21 protein-coding genes are annotated in these 17,178 nt (G+C 36.4%); 17 read left to right on the top strand and 4 right to left on the bottom strand.

Annotated elements, in window-relative coordinates:
* Positions 1-5: 5 nt before the first annotated feature.
* Positions 6-182 carry a hypothetical protein gene (locus tag DS745_RS24770; RefSeq protein ID WP_161568366.1) on the top strand — a complete coding sequence of 59 codons (177 nt, stop codon included), beginning with the start codon at positions 6-8 and terminating at the stop codon, positions 180-182.
* Between the two features lie 21 nt (positions 183-203).
* Here DS745_RS24770 and DS745_RS23125 read toward each other — a convergent pair whose 3' ends face one another.
* Entirely contained in the window at positions 204-1,070 is an 867-nt protein-coding gene (locus DS745_RS23125) for a LysR family transcriptional regulator (RefSeq protein ID WP_129080593.1), read from the bottom strand.
* A 137-nt stretch (positions 1,071-1,207) separates the two neighbouring features.
* Here DS745_RS23125 and DS745_RS23120 point away from each other — a divergent pair, with 137 nt between their 5' ends.
* Genes DS745_RS23120 through DS745_RS23110 form a run of 3 tightly spaced genes read left to right on the top strand, consistent with a single transcriptional unit; the run spans position 1,208 to position 3,676 of the window.
* Entirely contained in the window at positions 1,208-2,407 is a 1,200-nt protein-coding gene (locus DS745_RS23120; RefSeq protein ID WP_161568365.1) for an MFS transporter, read from the top strand.
* 19 nt (positions 2,408-2,426) lie between these two features.
* The gene (locus DS745_RS23115) at positions 2,427-3,203 is read left to right on the top strand and encodes a class I SAM-dependent methyltransferase (protein ID WP_129080591.1); all 777 of its coding nucleotides are present in this window, start codon (positions 2,427-2,429) and stop codon (positions 3,201-3,203) included.
* A gap of 17 nt (positions 3,204-3,220) precedes the next feature.
* Positions 3,221-3,676, top strand: coding sequence for an SAM-dependent methyltransferase (locus DS745_RS23110; protein WP_129080590.1), 456 nt, complete (start codon positions 3,221-3,223; stop codon positions 3,674-3,676).
* Between the two features lie 142 nt (positions 3,677-3,818).
* Here DS745_RS23110 and DS745_RS24765 read toward each other — a convergent pair whose 3' ends face one another.
* Positions 3,819-3,992 (bottom strand): hypothetical protein, encoded by a 174-nt coding sequence (locus tag DS745_RS24765; protein ID WP_161568364.1) that lies wholly within the window; start codon positions 3,990-3,992, stop codon positions 3,819-3,821.
* Positions 3,993-4,239: 247 nt separating this feature from the next.
* Here DS745_RS24765 and DS745_RS23105 point away from each other — a divergent pair, with 247 nt between their 5' ends.
* The 11 genes from DS745_RS23105 to DS745_RS23055 all read left to right on the top strand — a co-directional run bounded on the left by DS745_RS23105 (position 4,240) and on the right by DS745_RS23055 (position 13,892).
* Positions 4,240-4,716 carry a cell wall hydrolase gene (locus DS745_RS23105; RefSeq protein WP_129080589.1) on the top strand — a complete coding sequence of 159 codons (477 nt, stop codon included), beginning with the start codon at positions 4,240-4,242 and terminating at the stop codon, positions 4,714-4,716.
* Between the two features lie 26 nt (positions 4,717-4,742).
* Positions 4,743-5,207 carry a spore coat protein GerQ gene (gerQ, locus tag DS745_RS23100; protein ID WP_129080588.1) on the top strand — a complete coding sequence of 155 codons (465 nt, stop codon included), beginning with the start codon at positions 4,743-4,745 and terminating at the stop codon, positions 5,205-5,207.
* Positions 5,208-5,354: 147 nt separating this feature from the next.
* Positions 5,355-5,510 (top strand): DUF3231 family protein, encoded by a 156-nt coding sequence (locus DS745_RS25550; protein ID WP_129080587.1) that lies wholly within the window; start codon positions 5,355-5,357, stop codon positions 5,508-5,510.
* Complete coding sequence (locus DS745_RS23090) at positions 5,458-5,631, top strand: DUF3231 family protein (protein WP_129080586.1); 174 nt, start codon at positions 5,458-5,460, stop codon at positions 5,629-5,631. Before DS745_RS25550 ends, DS745_RS23090 begins: the two co-directional genes overlap by 53 nt.
* Before the next feature lie 130 nt (positions 5,632-5,761).
* Positions 5,762-6,307, top strand: a complete 546-nt coding sequence (locus DS745_RS23085) for a DUF6155 family protein (RefSeq protein ID WP_206662954.1) — start codon at positions 5,762-5,764, stop codon at positions 6,305-6,307.
* A 236-nt stretch (positions 6,308-6,543) separates the two neighbouring features.
* Positions 6,544-7,494, top strand: coding sequence for a DUF2268 domain-containing putative Zn-dependent protease (locus DS745_RS23080; protein ID WP_129080584.1), 951 nt, complete (start codon positions 6,544-6,546; stop codon positions 7,492-7,494).
* A 510-nt stretch (positions 7,495-8,004) separates the two neighbouring features.
* On the top strand, positions 8,005-8,868 hold the full coding sequence (locus DS745_RS23075) for a hypothetical protein (RefSeq protein ID WP_129080583.1): 864 nt from the start codon (positions 8,005-8,007) through the stop codon (positions 8,866-8,868).
* A 279-nt stretch (positions 8,869-9,147) separates the two neighbouring features.
* Entirely contained in the window at positions 9,148-10,551 is a 1,404-nt protein-coding gene (locus tag DS745_RS23070; protein WP_129080582.1) for an MATE family efflux transporter, read from the top strand.
* A gap of 261 nt (positions 10,552-10,812) precedes the next feature.
* Positions 10,813-11,382 (top strand): CBO0543 family protein, encoded by a 570-nt coding sequence (locus DS745_RS23065; protein WP_129080581.1) that lies wholly within the window; start codon positions 10,813-10,815, stop codon positions 11,380-11,382.
* 194 nt (positions 11,383-11,576) lie between these two features.
* The gene (locus tag DS745_RS23060) at positions 11,577-13,295 is read left to right on the top strand and encodes a PQQ-dependent sugar dehydrogenase (RefSeq protein WP_129080580.1); all 1,719 of its coding nucleotides are present in this window, start codon (positions 11,577-11,579) and stop codon (positions 13,293-13,295) included.
* A 15-nt stretch (positions 13,296-13,310) separates the two neighbouring features.
* Positions 13,311-13,892: a YybS family protein gene (locus DS745_RS23055; RefSeq protein ID WP_129080579.1), complete on the top strand. Its 582-nt coding sequence runs from the start codon at positions 13,311-13,313 to the stop codon at positions 13,890-13,892.
* Positions 13,893-14,181: 289 nt separating this feature from the next.
* On the opposite strand, the gene DS745_RS23050 is transcribed toward DS745_RS23055, so the two are convergent.
* Complete coding sequence (locus DS745_RS23050) at positions 14,182-14,523, bottom strand: hypothetical protein (RefSeq protein ID WP_129080578.1); 342 nt, start codon at positions 14,521-14,523, stop codon at positions 14,182-14,184.
* A gap of 465 nt (positions 14,524-14,988) precedes the next feature.
* Positions 14,989-15,831: a hypothetical protein gene (locus DS745_RS23045; RefSeq protein ID WP_129080577.1), complete on the bottom strand. Its 843-nt coding sequence runs from the start codon at positions 15,829-15,831 to the stop codon at positions 14,989-14,991.
* Positions 15,832-16,013: 182 nt separating this feature from the next.
* Between DS745_RS23045 and DS745_RS23040 the strand changes: the two genes are divergently transcribed.
* Positions 16,014-16,439, top strand: coding sequence for a hypothetical protein (locus tag DS745_RS23040; RefSeq protein WP_129080576.1), 426 nt, complete (start codon positions 16,014-16,016; stop codon positions 16,437-16,439).
* A gap of 173 nt (positions 16,440-16,612) precedes the next feature.
* Positions 16,613-17,170, top strand: coding sequence for a hypothetical protein (locus DS745_RS23035; RefSeq protein ID WP_129080575.1), 558 nt, complete (start codon positions 16,613-16,615; stop codon positions 17,168-17,170).
* Positions 17,171-17,178 lie beyond the last annotated feature (8 nt).

The raw sequence follows: 17,178 nt of genomic DNA, 5'->3' as shown, positions 1-17,178 counted from the left end.
TCTTAGTGGGCTTCGTTATTTTACTTGTCATTGCGTATGCTCCGATGTTTTACAGTATCAATAAACGATTAAGAAAACTTGAAGATGAGAACCAACCATTAATTCATCAAAGATTAAAAAAGCTCGAGGAAGAAAATCAGGCATTAAAAATGGAACTAGAGTTTATGAAGAATAAAGACTAACCGAAGCTTCCCCTTATTATTTTAGGGAAGCTTTTTTCCTTGTAGCAATTCTTTTTTCATTAATGCTAAAAAGGCTTCTACCTGAGGCAATTCTTCGGCAACCTCTGAGTAACAAAGCCAAGTCGGCCTCGTAAGAAATTGTTTGTTTAACTCAAGTGGTTGGAACGTATAGAGTTCATCGTTTAAATCTTTAATTGCGATTTCAGGGAGTATCGCTTGGCCAATACCATGTGCCATCAATTGCTTACAAGTTTCAATTTGATCAACCTTTATTTTACGAGTAGGGTTTTGATCAGGATGTTGAAGAAACCATTCATCAACCATTGAATGTAAGCTATGATCACTTTGAAACTCGATCAGTATTCTCTCTTTACTGTTCGATGTTTTTTTGTTTACCAAAAACAGTCGATCGGAAAAAAGTTCTACACACTTTAATCCTTTCATTTTTTCACCACGAACAATTGAAAGATGGAAATCGCTAGCAGTTTTTCGGATGGATTGGCTTAGGCCGGTGACTAATTCAATTTTTACGTCAGGAAAATTTGTGATATAGGTTTCGAGTATTTTCGGCAGTAAATATTGGCCGACAACTGAAGAAACTCCTAAAGAAAGTCTGCCGTTTACCGTTTTGGAAACTTTCGATATTTCATCAAATAATTGTTTTTCACCGCTAATCATGTCCTCAGCGAAACGAATGATTTTCTCACCTACAGGAGTGACGATCATTGATTTATGCGTTCTAATAAAAATCGCTTCTCCCCAGTGATCCTCTATTTGTTTTAAGCGCTGACTGATTGCAGGTTGTGAAATTAATAATTCCTTCGCTGCACCACGGATAGTCCCGACTTTCTTAATGGTAACTAATAACTTAAAATCATCTATTTTCATAAATATCTCCTGTATATAAGTTTTTCTTATCAATTTATATAAAAAATATGTATTATTCTTATCTTCTTTTATTTTATATACTTTAATAGAAACATCAAGTAAAAAATTTCCAACCTATGACTCGTGGGAGGGTGAGAATGAAAGAATTTAAATACTTATTAGGGGGATTTTTCTTATCTGAATTCGGAAGGGCAATGTACTTTGTTACGGTTTCCTGGCTACTTTACGAGATAACTAGTGATGCGTACTTCACGGGGCTCTTATTAGGTCTAGGCTTTTTACCTGGACTTGTCTTGAATTTGTTCTTGGGAGTATTTGTAGATAGGTTTAATCGAAAGAAGCTGACGATCATTGCCAATATCATCTCTTCGATATCTATTGTGTTATTACTAGTTTATATAGCAATTTTTGATAGGAATCCTTGGGTAATTATTATTGTTCATATGGTACTGCAGGTTTGTGGTTCTTTATTTCGACCAGCAATCCAAGCCTTCATGGCAGAGAGTTTTGAGAAAAAATTCCTTCCGAAGATATTTTCTCAAACATCGTCAACAGGCATTATTGGCGGCTTAGTAGGGGCATTATTTGGAGGAATCCTCATTAGTATCATTTCTGCAGGAACAACGTTAGTGATTGTAGCGGTTAGCTTAGTCATCTCAGCAATTTTACTATTAAAGATAGAAAGTAAAAAAAATCGTTCTATTTGTAAAGAAGGAAGTTCCATTCGAAAAGAGATCGTAGAAGGCTTTCAATATGTAAAAAGGAATAAGTTCCTGCTCGGATTATTTGTAATTATGTTTACTGGTCAACTTGTTTACCATAGTAGCTTAGGTTTCTTGTCTGTATACACAGTTACCTATCTCATGAAATCAGCATCCATTTATGGTTTATTGGATGCGACCATTTCGGTGGGGGGAATATTTGCAGGTTTCCTAGGCGCTTGGTGGTGGTCTATCGCAAAACAGCATTTTGCCATCTGTTCTCTTGTTATTATCGTAGTTGGATTACTCTTAGTTGGCTTAACTCCTATCCTACCCTTTGCATTTTGCGGAGTGTTTCTGATTGGAGTTGGAACAACCTGGATCCGAGTACTACTTCAATCGTTACAGCAGATGGCAACTGAGCCAGAATATCACGGCAGAATGGCAAGCTTTCGAATGATTGGGAATCAAGGCGCAGTAGTTTTAGCTGCACCAATATTAGGGTGGGTAGCATCAAATTACGGTGCTGACTATATTTACCTCTGTTTGCTTATTCCGGTTAGTGTGTGTGTGATCTTTGCTGTTTATCAAGCAAAGGGGAAAGAGTTTATAGAAATGATACGTAATGCTGCTTAAAAAAGAAGGAGGCTAACACATGGGAATTGACTTCCAAGATAAGCGAAATCGGTATACGTACTCAGCAAGAGGTGCTGATAGAAGTTGGATGCAGAAGATTGAACAGCTTGTTCCGATTGGCAACTTCAAAAATGCAGTAGACATTGGTTGTGGTGGAGGAATTTATACCAAGGCTCTAGTGGATATGGGAGTTGCCGCTGTAACGGGGATCGACTCATCAGAAGTCATCCTGGACGGAGCAAGAGAAAACTGTCAGGAGTATAAAAATATATCATTTAGGCTTGGAGATGCGAGTCATACAGGGCTAGAAAGTAGCAGCATTGATCTTATTCTTGAGCGTGCACTAATTCACCATTTGAATGACCTGAAACAGTGTTTTTTAGAGGCTTATCGGTTACTAGAGGATGAAGGAGCTATCCTTATTCAGGACCGTACCCCTGAAGATTGTCTATTCAGCGGAAGCGAACAGCATATCCGTGGGTATTTCTTTGAATGCTTTCCAAGACTTGCTGAGGTTGAAGTCAGAAGAAGATTTAATAGTGAAGAGGTTTTGACTGCCCTTAAAGAAACTGGCTTTAAAAATATAAAAGAAGTAACGTTTTGGGAAACGCGAAAGTGTTATCAAACAAAAGTGGAACTAGTAAAAGATTTAAGGTTACGGACAGGGAGAAGTATCTTGCATGAACTTGATAATGACGAACTACGTTCATTAGTAACATTTATTGAAAGTAAAATCGTAACTGACGGACCAATCATCGAAAAAGACCGATGGACAATTTGGATTGCTGAAAAATAGAGGAGTGAGTAAGGAACATGATTAACTTAAAACCTATTGGGACTGCATATAATGATCGACTGGAAATAGAGGATGACAACTGGGGTCAAGTAATGACTAGGATAGAGTTAGATAACGAAATACCAGCTGACTCATTATGGGGTATCGAGGAATTTTCACATGCGGAGATTGTTTACTACTTTCATAAGGTTAATAAAGACAAAATTGTTACTGGAGCAAGGCATCCAAGGAATAATGTAAGCCTTCCGAAAGTAGGGATTTTTGCTCAAAGAGGAAAAAATCGGCCAAATCAACTTGGAGTAACGATTGTGACCGTAGTAAAAAGAGAAGGAAATCAATTGATCGTAAGAGGGCTGGATTGTATCAATGATACACCGATATTGGATATTAAGCCTGTGATGCATGAGTTCCTACCACGTGAGAGCTTTCGTCAGCCAAACTGGAGTCAGGAGATTATGAGAAAGTATTGGTAAGTTGTTTTTTTATCGAAGGCTGTTTTGGCAAAGTTTGTTGCTTTCGTAAAAATCCTAAATACCGGATTTTTACACAAACTACTAAGAATTCACCTTACGAAAAGATCCTAATCGAAAAACCAAAATAGCTGATTGCTAGCAATCAGCTATTTTGGTTTTGGTATTGCATTCTATACGACTTTAAACTTTCAAGTAGATAGTCTACTTCTTCGGGACTTAATTTTACTTGTTGCTCTTTGAAAGTTGGGTAGTCTGTTCTTGATGGTGGGGAACTAACTAACTTTAGATACCCATATTGTAGTAAATATTCAGACATGAGATAATCTCCTTTTTTACTAAAGATAGTATTAGTATCACCAGATACTTAGGAAAGCAGACGTAACGGTATTCAAAACATATTTCACTATTTCACTTAAATTAATAGATTTATTGAAGAACTAGGAAAAAGGGACAAGACCTCTTTTTACAATTGAGAGAAATTCGCAAAGTTTGGGCACATAGGCAAGTTACCAAAACTAACTTCAGGTAATAAATTACTTGTATCAGTAGTAGGAGGTGAGAAAATGGGTAGGCGAATAAACCATAATGAACGTGATGTGGAGCATTTAGCAAGGCTCATGCTAGCGGAGGCGATCGGTGAGGGACCCGAAGGAATGGACTTAGTAGGTACGGTTGTGGCAAATAGGGTAGAGGCAGATTGTGATCCGGATTTCAGAAATTTGCGTACTATCAATCATGTTATCTATCAGACAATACCGGGAACTGGAATTCCTCACTTCGAGCCTGTTTTAAATGGATCATTGTATACACAGCGTCCCGATGAAGAAGACCTCCAAAGGGCTAGAGATTTGTTACATGGTCATAGAAATCCTCGAGCCAGACAGAGTTTGTGGTTTTTTAATCCAAGTCCGGGGAAAGCATTCCGCGATCCTTGTACGCCAACAATGCCAAGATCGCCCATGACACAGTTCGCATTTGCGTACAAAAATCATTGCTTCTATGTTGCTGTACCGGGCTATTGCCCTGAATTTTATAGATGAAATAATTATAAGGAGATGATCTTCTCATGACTTGTGGAAACTCTAGTTATTATCCAATGAACTATTTCCCTAGTTTATATTCAGATACCATGATGCCAAGTGGTGCTGCGCAACAACCGATGAACTTCCCGGCGGGGATGCCTTCTGGACCCACGTATTCTGTTCCAGTAATGCCGATGGGAACTGGGCAACAGCTACCGATGGGCAGAGTGGAAGAATCGTTTATTGAAAATATCCTACGATTTAACAGAGGCAAGGTTGGTACATTCTACTTTACTTACCGAGGTAACAATGAATGGAATGCTAGGGTTTATCGCGGCCGCGTTGAAACAGCTGGACGTGACCATATTATTATCAGCGACCCTGCTAGCGGTAAACGCTACCTACTGATGATGGCAAATCTCGATTGGGTAGAATTTGATGATCGAATTAACTATCCTCACACTGAAATTAGTCCCGATGTCCAGGCGACGCTGGATACAACTTTGTGATGTTGTAGAACGCTAAAAACTCGCTGTCAGATGAGCGGGTTTTTAGCAATTAATAGGTTTATGGAAGATTATTGGGAAATCATTAATTACGGGGTTTAGTCAGGTTGCAAGTACGAAAGAAATAAGGAAGCTGACCTGCCGACTCCAATGACATGGGATACACTACCAACATCGTCAACCCATTCAACGTTCTCTGATAAGCTAATGATGTTTCATATAACCGCATTGACCGGAGCGTCAGTCAGTCACTATGGGACAAGTATGGGTTCAAGCCCAAGGCGAGAACATCGGCGCAAATTATAATCGAATGATCCAAGAGGTTTTATTATTTGCTGAAGACGGAGCTCAAATCATGATCGATCATGGGTATTTAGAGCAACCTCCTCAAGCACCAAATCGAAGGGATCTTGCCAATAAAAAATAAGTGTTATGGAAGATTTAGAGTTGCTTAGATAGCGGCTCTTTTTTTTGCGAAAGTCTGGTCATATTTTGTGTATAATGATTAAAGGATAATTGAGGAAAATACTAAACTTTAAAAGATAGGAAAAAGGACTATGCTAAAAATATCTGAACTTAAAAAATCACTAAAGCAATTAGATCAAAAAGAGCTTATCCAATTAGTTGTTGACATGTCAAAACTAAATACTGATGTAAAAGAATTTCTTGCAACAAAGTATGGTGGTGAAGAAGTAGTCAACGAACTCTTTAACAAAGCAAAGAAGAAGATTACGAACGAATTTTTTCCCGAGAAAGGTATGCCTAAATTACGCCTAACAGAAGCAAAAAAGGCAATCGCAGACTTCAAAAAAACGACTGGGGATGACATGAAGGTTGCGGACTTGATGTTACTTTACGTAGAGATGGGGACTGAATTTACTAGGTCATACGGTGATATTGACTGGAATTTCTATAATAATATGATTGTAATGTACGGTAAAGTAGCAGGCGCGTGTGAGAAGAAAGAAGAACTATATTCTTTGTTAAAAGATCGACTCTATTCTTGTGTCTTGATGTCCCAAGGAACTGGATGGGGCTACGAAGATGCATTATGTGAAATTTACTACTCTATCAGTTGGGTTACAGAAGAAGATGATGAGTAACTATGGTAAGCATAAGTTTTCTCAGTACCTTTTGCTATTAGATGAAAACTTGAAGGTGAGAAACTAGAGGAAGTGGACAAGGTCGTTAGGGATGGATATTTTATCTACATTATAGGCTAAGACTGTTAAAGCAGTACAAGCCCTAATGAATTGTCGTTTTAAGCTTTCTGGAAAATGAAACCATTTTACTAGTTAGTGCGTAAAAATATAAAACTAGTAAATGGGAGAGAGTTGGATTGAGAAAAATCTTTTATGGTTCAATAGTAGTAGTGTTTATTGGTGCAATATTGTTTTTAAATTTTTATTCATTTTTTTCATCTAGTACGACGGTATCTTACCAGGGGCAGCAGTTTACGATCATACCGGCTTATGAAGGAATGGTAGAGTACGTAGAGCAGGCAAGAAAATCAGATGAGGACGAGCGGGAGAAGATTTTTGAGAAAACTGTCTTAGAGCCTTTTACAAAAGAATTTTGGGGCCAAACCTTTGACATCTATAGTTCTTTGCCCATACAGATGATCAAAGACATCGATAAATTAGAAGAAAGTATCAATCTTTTAAAAAATTCGAATGCCACTGAAATCATTGCGGAAGCATTAAAGACGTCGGCATCCTATTTAAGTGGTCCTAATATAAAGGTTTACGTGCTTGCATTAGATCCAGATCGTCGCTTTGAGATTGAACATATGAAGGGGCTTTATGGGATCGCATATGGAAATGGGAATATACTTATTATGATTGATCCTCATTCTCCTTGGGAAGAACTATTGCCATACCTAGTTGCTCATGAATATCACCATGAAGTAGTACTTGGTAGAATAATAGGAGGGTATCATGATGGTACGTTGTTATCAACTGTTATTATTGAAGGGAAAGCAGACACGTTTGCTTCAATTGTTTATCCAGAAGTCGTTGCCCCTTGGACGATTGCACTTTCTTACGAAGAAGAAAAAGCGGTGTGGGAGAAGATGAGCGTATACCTGAATATAGATACTTATGGGATTGTCTCAAAATTTCAATTTGGACATAGTGGTTTAAACATTCCTCAATGGAGCGGATATAAAGTAGGTTATCAGATCATGCAGGATCTTTTGGCAAATGAACCTGAGCTAACAATCTCCGAGTGGACCAACATGCGTAATGAGGAAATTTTAAGGCGAAGTAGGTTTGAGGAGAGGTTTAATTAGAAGTACTGTTTATTTTGGGCTGTAGTAGAGGAAGGATTGAACACAAATATGTAAGTAACTGTAAAATCCGTGTTCAATCCGAGGTGAATTGAGCACAAATATGTAAGTAACTGTAAAAAACGTGTTCAATCCGAGGTGAATTGAGCACAAATATGTAAGTAACTGTAAAAAACGTGTTCAATCCGAGGTGAATTGAACACAAATATGTAAGTAACTGTAAAAAACGTGTTCAATCCGGGGTGAATTGAACACAAATATGTAAGTAACTGTAAAAAACGTGTTCAATCCGGGGTGAATTGAACACAAATATGTAAGTAACTGTAAAATCTGTGTTCAATCCGAGGTGAATTGAACACAAGTATGTAAGTAACTGTAAAATTTGTGTTCGATCCGAGGTGAATTGAACACAAGTATGTAAGTAACTGTAAAATTTGTGTTCAATCACCCTGAAAACGTTGGTACATAAGAAATTGCGATCAATTCTAATTTTCCACATAGGAGGTTCATCGTTTGAATGATGCACTAAAACAAATTTTTGATGAAGACCAACATGATCTGCAAACAATGCCAGAAAACAGAGTAGAACGCGATAGAGAAAGGCGGATGAGGGTAAAAGCTATAATAGAAGGCGGAGGTGCAACTGAGGCCATAGATTTCATCCATGCAGCGATCGTTTTTCAACATGGGGAAACTCTGGACGATTGGTGGGAAGCCTATCAATTTAGCTTAAAGGCTGTAGATATGGGCTTTCAACCAAAGTGGTTAGCTGCTGTTGCACTGGATAGGTGGCTAGTAAGACAAGGTAAACCTCTAAAATACGGCAATCAAATAGTACCTTTTGGTGGGATTTATCGAATTCCAAAACTTGATCCAGCTACTACGGATGTTGAAAGAGAGAAATGGGACGTACCATCCTTTAATGAACTACATTCTTTTGAAAATCTTCGGGGGTTTGTGAGTTGTACTGTAGTAGATACAACAGAGATAATAGATTTTAAAGTGAAAATTGTGAACCTAGAAAGATTGCCTGCACATAGCCCTACTCTAATTGGCGCTCCTATTGGTACTGATGCCAGAAATCAAATCATTCTTGAAAATTCATATGGGTGGAAGTGGATAGAAGATCATCAAGGTTCTTTTAAATTAGGTTGGTTATTACTTCCTCATGTACCGACAATTGCTCATCCAGTTGTATGTGAAGGGAATTATTCAATTGAAAAAATTACTTTAAGTGGACATCCATGTGTCACGGTTAGTGTAAATGAGAGTCATACCATTTACTTTAAAACAAGTAAGGGTATTTGGGCGGTCACAGGTAGAGATATAAATGATGTCATTCATAAAACTAAAGAACTTATGTTGGAGGATTACTAAAGACTGCTCCTTGCTATAAATGTGATAGTTAATTGCTAGCACTTAACTATATTAATGTAAAAGACTACTGTAGATATAGGTGCGGGACTGCAACTGAGAAAGTTAATCCACCATTTTTACTGGAAAACTTAATTAACGTTTAAAGAAGCTGTTTTGTTGTAACAGCTTTTTTTTGCTTTTGCTATTTACAAAATATTTGAAAAATAGTAAGTTCTAGTCTAAAATCATATATAATTAGACTATCTAAATAATTCATAGAGTAGAGAAAGAAGGTACTTCATGTCTAGTCAAACGGAAAAAAGGGGTAAGGGAAGAGATTTAACAGAAGGTAATGTCTTAAAGCATTTGATATTTTTTAGTATTCCATTATTAATCGGTAATGTCTTGCAATCTCTAAATCAATTAATTGATGCCTTTTGGGTTGGGCGTTTTGTTGGACCAAATGCACTAGCAAGTGTTGCTGTTTCAGGTTCAGTAGTCTTTGTTTTATTAGCTTTTATCTTTGGATTTGTGATCGCGACTTCAACCATGGTTGCTCAATATAAGGGAGCAAAAGATGAAGAGTCATTACAGAAAACGGTTGATAGCTCGGTAAAAGCTCTAACCTTGGCTGCGATTGTATTAACGGTTATTGCCATTATTCTAACTCCTTATATTTTAAGGATCTTACAAACACCCGCAGAAATTTTTGATTTAGCACAAACATACCTAATGATTTTCTTCTCAGGACTACTATTTGTCGGTGGATATAATTACTTAAGTGCCATTTTAAGAGGGTTAGGAAATTCTAAGACACCGTTATATTTTCTTATGATAGCTACTGTAACGAATATAATTTTAGACCCAATTTTAATTATTGGACTAGGTCCAGTTCCAGAACTTGGGGTAGCCGGAGCTGCACTTGCTACAGTTCTTTCACAAGCACTAGCCTTTGGGTTGGGATTAATGTATATAAAGAAACATGATTTCGGCTTTAAAATGAGATTGTTTAAAGGAAAGGCTGAAAACTTTTATTTAATGAAAATGATTAAAATGGGAATTCCCGCTGGATTACAACAAGTAGTCGTTTCACTAGCGGTAGTTGCTGTCATCGGTGCTGTTAACCTTCAAGGTGCAGCAACTGTGGCAGGATTTGGTACCGCTACTAGGTTAGACGGCTTTATTTTGTTACCGGCGATGTCATTAGGTTTGGCGATATCAGCGATGGTCGGTCAAAATATCGGAGCTGGAAAGTGGGAACGTATCCCTAGTATTGTTCGTTCTGGTATGTTAATGACGTTTGTGATCACTGGTAGTTTATCACTTGCTCTATTTTTCTTAAGAGAACAAGCATTAGCTTTATTTACGGATGATCCTCAAGTTATAGAAGCAGGTGCTTCTTACCTTAAGATTGTCGCGTTTGCCTTTATACCTTTTAGCTTTATGTTTGTCATAACAGGAGTATTAAGAGGTGCGGGAGATATGATTTGGGGACTTGTCCTTACAGCGGCATCTCTGTGGGCAGTCCGGGTTCCTGCTGTCTATATCCTAGCTCATTATTTAGGATCGGATGGAATTTGGTACGGTATGGCGCTAAGCTTTGTATTAGCTTTTGTTATCGCAGGGGGGTATTATCTTTCAGGAAACTGGAAGAAGAAAGCACTTGTAAAACAAGAGAAAAAGAAAACGGCAATAGCTAATTAAAACTGTGTTTACCAAAAAACGACATTTCGGGAAAATGTCGTTTTTTTACTTGTCCCTTGATACATCTAGAGAAATTTTAAATATTCGAAAAACTTTTCCCGGGCAAGCGCAGGAAACGGCAAGAATATAGCAAAAACAACAAATATAAGTGGGTTTTTGTAACTTTTTGTTATAACGCCTATTAGTATATGTTGATAATTTTGGCTGAAATGGAAATATTAAAAGAAAATAAATGTTTGATGACAGAAGGATGCTCTCGCTATGCAAATAACTCCTACATTTGAAGAAATTGATAATCTACATAAACAGTTAGTTGAAATGAGGATAGACTATTGGATAAACAATAGTTTATTTTCTTTTCAATGGTGGTTACTATTATTTGTGTTTATTGTACCGTGGTTCATTTGGTGGAAGTTCGTAGACAATAAACGAATTTATGACATATTGCTGTTTGGGTCACTACTAATGATTCTTGTACTTATACTTGATGATCTAGGAGTAGAGTTTCAACTCTGGTCGTATCCACACCAATTATTTATTGTCTTACCAAGGCTTATTTCTGTTGATCAGGGAATTATTATTGTCGCACATATGTTTTTGTATCAATTTTTTCGTAGTTGGAAAAGTTTTATCCTAGCAAATACTATCATGGCCTTTGTATTTTCGTTTATATGCGAACCAGTCACCGTCTGGTTAGGTATTTACCGACTGGAAAATTGGAAATATATTTACTCATTTCCCATTTACATTTTGAAATCAATTTTTATAAAATGGATTGTTGATAGGGTAATTCGTAATAAGAAAAATAAGTTTATTAGTAAGTCTAACTGAATTGGTAGCCTATACTGTGACATTTTGCCGTATGACATATTAGCCAAAGATATAAAAGCCAATGAATGCTGAGAGAAGAAAACCGCTTGCTTGTACTTAGTAAGACTATTTCTGTTATCCATACATACCTTCCTGCCTGAGGAATAAATATTTAGTAGGATTTTGAATTCAGTCAGTAAAGAGGGGATGATATTATGTATAACGGTTACTTACCTAACGAAATGATTGATAAAGAGTTTCGTTGGGAGTATGTGAATTATGGTTTGTACCATCAGCTTAACGAGCTAAATAACGATGAACGTTTACATAGCCGCGTAAACGATTTAGTAAAAATGCAAGAAGCTCAATTAGTCGTCTTGCAACAAACAAGTACTGGAAACGGTTTGCGTCTTCGTAATTATCCTGAGTATTATTCCGCAGCAAAAAATACATCTGAACTCCTCAAAGAGTTATTGAAACGTGAGAATGAATTACTCTTAGAGTACAAAAGTTATCGAAGCTATTTCTTGCCTCCTAACGCTTTTCAGGTTGGACAAATTGATGAATTAATTTCGAATAAAGAAAACCAACTTCAAATTCTTACTGAACTATCACAATGTTATAAGTGTGAGAAAGATCAATATGTCAGGCAGGAATATTTTTTAGAGTCGGGTTATCGACTAGAAAAAATAACTGGAGGACTAACATTTCCTACAGTCATTACGTTTGATGATCAAGGAAATTTGTTTTTAGCTGAGGCAGGATATGCTTACGGTGCAGAACCGGGAGAAGGTCGTATTGTCCAAATTGATGCAAATGGTGAAATACGGCCGTTTGTTGGAGGGTTTGGCGGACCGGTCACTGGTTTAACATGGCACGATGGATACTTCTATGTAGCAGAAGGTGCTATAGGACAAAATGCTAATGGTGGTTGTGGGAGTATTATTAAAGTATCTGCAAATGGAAGTAAAGAAGTAATCGTAACGAATTTGAGAACTTGTGGGGATCATTTCACTGGAGATATAAAAGTAGGACCAGATAACATGATTTATTTTACCGTAGGATCAGCAACGAATTCCGGTGTAGTTGGAAAAGATAATCTATCATGGGTTGAACGAAATCCTCAATTTCACGATGTGCCAGCTAGAGACTATGTGTTAAATGGTAAGAATTTTTTAACAGATAACCCTTTACAGGAAGATGAGGAGGTTGTTGAAACCGGTGCGTTTAAGCCTTTCGGAGTTAAAAGTGAGGATGGAGAAGTCATTAAAGGAAATTTGTATGCAAATGGAGTATTATATCGCTGTCATTTAGATGGTAGTAATTTAGAGGTATATGCCGATGGACTTCGAAATCCCTTTGGTTTATCTTTTTCGCCTTTTAATAACAAGCTATACGTAACTGACAATGGCGCTGACGATAGAGGTAGTCGCCCAATTAATCGAGATTGGGATAATTTTTGGGAGATTAGTCAAAATGGTTGGTATGGGTGGCCAGACTTTTATAGTGGGTTGCCAGTTACAACACCACGTTTTCAAGTGGAAGGAAAACCGCGACTTAGTTTTTTAATGAAACGCCATCCTAAGCTCGCAGGTCAGCCAATTGTGAGATTCGAACCGCATACATCTTCTAATAAATTCTCTTTTTCAACGAATCGAGAATTTGGCTATACCGGTCAGGTCTTTGTTGGTCAACTGGGAAGCATGGCTGGAGATAGTGGGTTAAAGGTTGTTCGGGTTAATCTTGAGACTGGTCAAATTCGTGATTTTTATCGTAATAATCGTGGACTTGATGCTCAAAGCGGTCCTATTAGACCGGTAGGAGCCATTTTTAACCCAGAAGGTAATCAATTAAATGTTGTCGATTTCGGGTTAATGGGGCCAAGGGAGAAAAGTGCTGGAACTGGTTCTCTATGGCGAATCGTAAAAGAATAATACAGGTGTAGATTTATGTATTGGAGGAAGAATTTAAAGGATATAACCGTACCTATTAGTAAACACCTAGATACTCAGAAGAGTACTACTTACAAGCTGGTTTATACTGCACTACTCGGTTTGCTTGCGGCAATCCTTCAATCAGCTGGAGGATTTATCCCGGTCATTGGGATGCTAATCAGTCCTCTGGCAACTTTCCCAATTGTCATCGCAATCTTAATGGCTGGCTTACATGGGTTATTGGGGTATTTTGTAACCTTATTCCTATTATTGATTATCCAACCTTCAGAACTATTAATATTTGGTTTTACAACAGGGTTACTTGCTGTAGGACTTGGGATAGGCTTTCGTTACTTTATGACTCGGTGGAAAATTATCGTTTTTTCTGCATTAGTGTTAACTGTAGGTATCTGTTTTCTACTCTATACTATTCAATTTCCAATACTCGGACCTTTTTTACTAGAATTTCAGTATGTGAATATAGTGTTCATTTATTTGTTTTCATTTCTATATAGTTGGGGCTGGACAGAACTTTTAGTTTTTAAAATCTTACCTACTGCTGTCGCCATTCTAGAAAAAAATGAAACGAGTAAATAATAGGATGAAAAATAGTCAGTGCTTTTCATTTTAAGTAGTTCAGATAACGTGGAGAAAACCCTTAATTCACAATATGATTTCAGCAACAAAAAGCATTGAAAATAGCATTTAAATCAGCATATAAAAAAGCACATTCAAATTGAAGTCTGTGCTTTTTTTATTTTTATTATATTTTCATCTTTAACTGCTCTTTCGTGAAAGAAAATTCTAAAAAACATTTAGGTTTATCAACTGTTTCTGTTGATTTAAAACATTATAAAACTCACTTGTATTTATCCTTAAATCTAGTTTATCTTCGAGTAAAAGACACAACCTCTTTGTTATCTTTTATTACTAAAAGATAACTACTGTTCAAGTGAGTATAATCTGCATTATGTCCGAGAGAGAATTCCTCATTTAAGATTACCTCATAAGTGCGAGTGTCCTCTGTATCTTGATACCTATCTACATTTATACTTACAATTTCATAATTTTTATTAAAAATAGTGTTTAAGTGAGGTTCAATGACATTCGTTTCTAGTGCCTTTAACGCCTCTAGACTTTTATTTGGCAATATGAAAGGTAAAAGGACTAATATTACTAATATAGCAGTAAGAATAAATACAGATTTAGGAACTTTCTTAGTTTTCATTTATTTGTAGCCTCCTTATTATTATCTCTACTACTCATCTACGGATTTTAATGAAGTAGGTTTCAATTTCATGAAAAAATCTGTACCGTTAGAATTTCGGAACTTTAATATTCAATGGTTCTCCCCTTTAGTTCAATAGTCTATATCGTTACAATATGATGAATCTTACAATTTCCAACTTTTTCTTAATTATCCTTACAACAAAATAACGAGTGAAATATGAACCTTTTCATCAAACCTATTTTAATGGTGACAATAACCATTGTAACTTGTTGATTTAGAATGTTATTTCAAATGTTAATAAGCGAATTGACTCAACTAACATGTTGATATATCAACAAAATTAACAGACCAAATTAATATGATGTTTGGTCTGTTATTTGTATTGCTAATACTATTGTTTCTCCACGTTAAGTGAACTACTTAGTTTCATTAGCACTGACTATTTATTTTGTACTTATGGGATTATCGGAACTCGAGACCGACTTCTCCCAACCTCTCACCAGTCACAGCATCATAGTAAACATAATCAATTAACCATACAGGTACGAGAGTGATGGTCTTGGTGTCTTCGAAATTTAATTGATTAAATTTAGTTACTCCACCGTACGGACCATAGAGACTAATTTGTTGTTCTAAGTCTAAATTTTTTGGTACATAAACTAAACGAGCATTTGAACTAGTTGCTTTCACGGGTGGTTTAGAAATAGCTCCTACCGATTGACGTTCCTCCACGCTTAACCAAAAACCGTCAAATTTACATATACCAGATTCCCCGTATTCAACTTCAATTTGGGAACCATGAACTCGTATTCCGTCAATATACTGACCATATCTATACGTGTATCCAATGGTGGTTGCGTTAGGACCGAATGGGAAAAACAACCCGAACATGGTATCTGCCACTCTGCGTTGTTTAAAAAGACTTTCATAAGTGACATCGTTACCAAATGGAAATATCGTCATCAATTGGTCAGCCTGTTCTCTATATTCCTTTTCGCTTTTTACTAACTTCTCTTCACCGCAAGTGTTACGCTTCAGAAAATAAAAGTGATTATCTTCGTTAACAATCAACATTTTGTCGTCATTAATAAAGATGGTGGAACCAGGATATTCAGGATCTTCAAATCCTTCGTCTAAAGACAGCTCTTTCGCTATTTTTGTACGATCTAATTGAAACGGAGAAACGACAAGTTCAAAGGCTTCGTTTCCAACAGCACCTTTAGAACTAGGGATGTTTTCATAAGTACAACCAGAAGACAAAAGCAAGCCTGATAATAGCGAAACAAATAAGACATGTTTTTTCATAGGTCACCTACTTAATAAGAAAGTACTTCATTTGAAGTATCGTACCATCATCCCCTTCTTTCCGCAAAAAACTTTAAAAACTTTTGTGTTTTAGGAGGAATTTTTAATGCAAAAAGGCGAATGATCTTAGTGTTGCTTATGGTAAAGTATATGAAAATATAGTAAGAAGAAAGAGGATTAACATGAAAATTAAGAGTTTAACATACCTATTGTTCGTAGTGATCGTTCTTTCGTTGATCAGTTGTTCGCAGTCCTCAGCTCTACCAATTGCGGGTAATGTAGATAGGATAATTGTTTATACGCTCAATACCGATATGCAGAAGCGGGAATATATAGATGTAGATCGAGATAAAATCCAACGAGTTACAGAAGAAATAAACAAGGCTGCAAAAACCTTTTTTGATGATCCTGAACCGCTGGGGAATTTATACTTAATCGTTTTTCAACATGGGAAAAAAGAGAAGACGTTCTTTTACAATGATATGTTGGAGTATGGAGGGAAAATATACTCTGAGAAATCAGCTAAAAAAGGTGATGTGTGGGATCTTCCATATGAATTTGGAGAACTGCTTCTAGGAGAGGCAAGGATAAAATCAATAGATAATTAACGCTACAGATGAAAGGAAAACCATCATTATTGTCCTGTAAGCCCTAATTTGTAGTGAAAACGCAAATGGGGTTTTATTGTCTAACTTGTAGGGTGAATTGCCTATATTTGGATCACATATCCATCTCGGAATTTTGCTATGATTATAATATTCATCATGAAAGGAAGATTTGTTTGTATCAAAACCGAAAAAAACTACTAACTTATGTCATTGCTGCATCGTTAATACTTAATCTTGTTTTTGGCTGCTACATAGTAAATTTAACACAAGAAAAAAACGAATATATAGGTGAGGCAACTCGTCAATACTTGAGTATGTTATTTAACGCTAATCAAGAATTGGAGATAATTCTACCAATAATTAATGAGCTAGAAAATACAGAAAAATCACTTTTATATACTTTCTACCATCTGAAAGAAGCGAACTCATTAGGAATTAATTCTGACTATATTCGTCAAGAACTAACGATACCCTCTTCAGTACGAGAGTTTGTAAATTTTGCTAGTCATAACGATATGATTCTTGTATTAAGAAATTATTATCAAAATGGATCTTTATCAAATGAAGATATTAATCTACTAACAAATATACATTTGCATTTGGATAGTTTTCTAGTGTCTCTTAAAGAGAATCCTGATTTCTGGTCTAAGGAAATAGATGAATTGAAGTTTGCAAATATTCAAAAGATGATTGACGAGTCATATGAGCAGTCTATCTTTAATAACAGGTAATGGAGGGG

The sequence above is a fragment of the Anaerobacillus alkaliphilus genome, from assembly GCF_004116265.1.
Lineage (GTDB): Bacteria > Bacillota > Bacilli > Bacillales > Anaerobacillaceae > Anaerobacillus > Anaerobacillus alkaliphilus.
The sequence above is the reverse complement of the archived record's forward strand: the minus strand, read 5'-3'. Positions and strand labels throughout refer to the sequence as shown.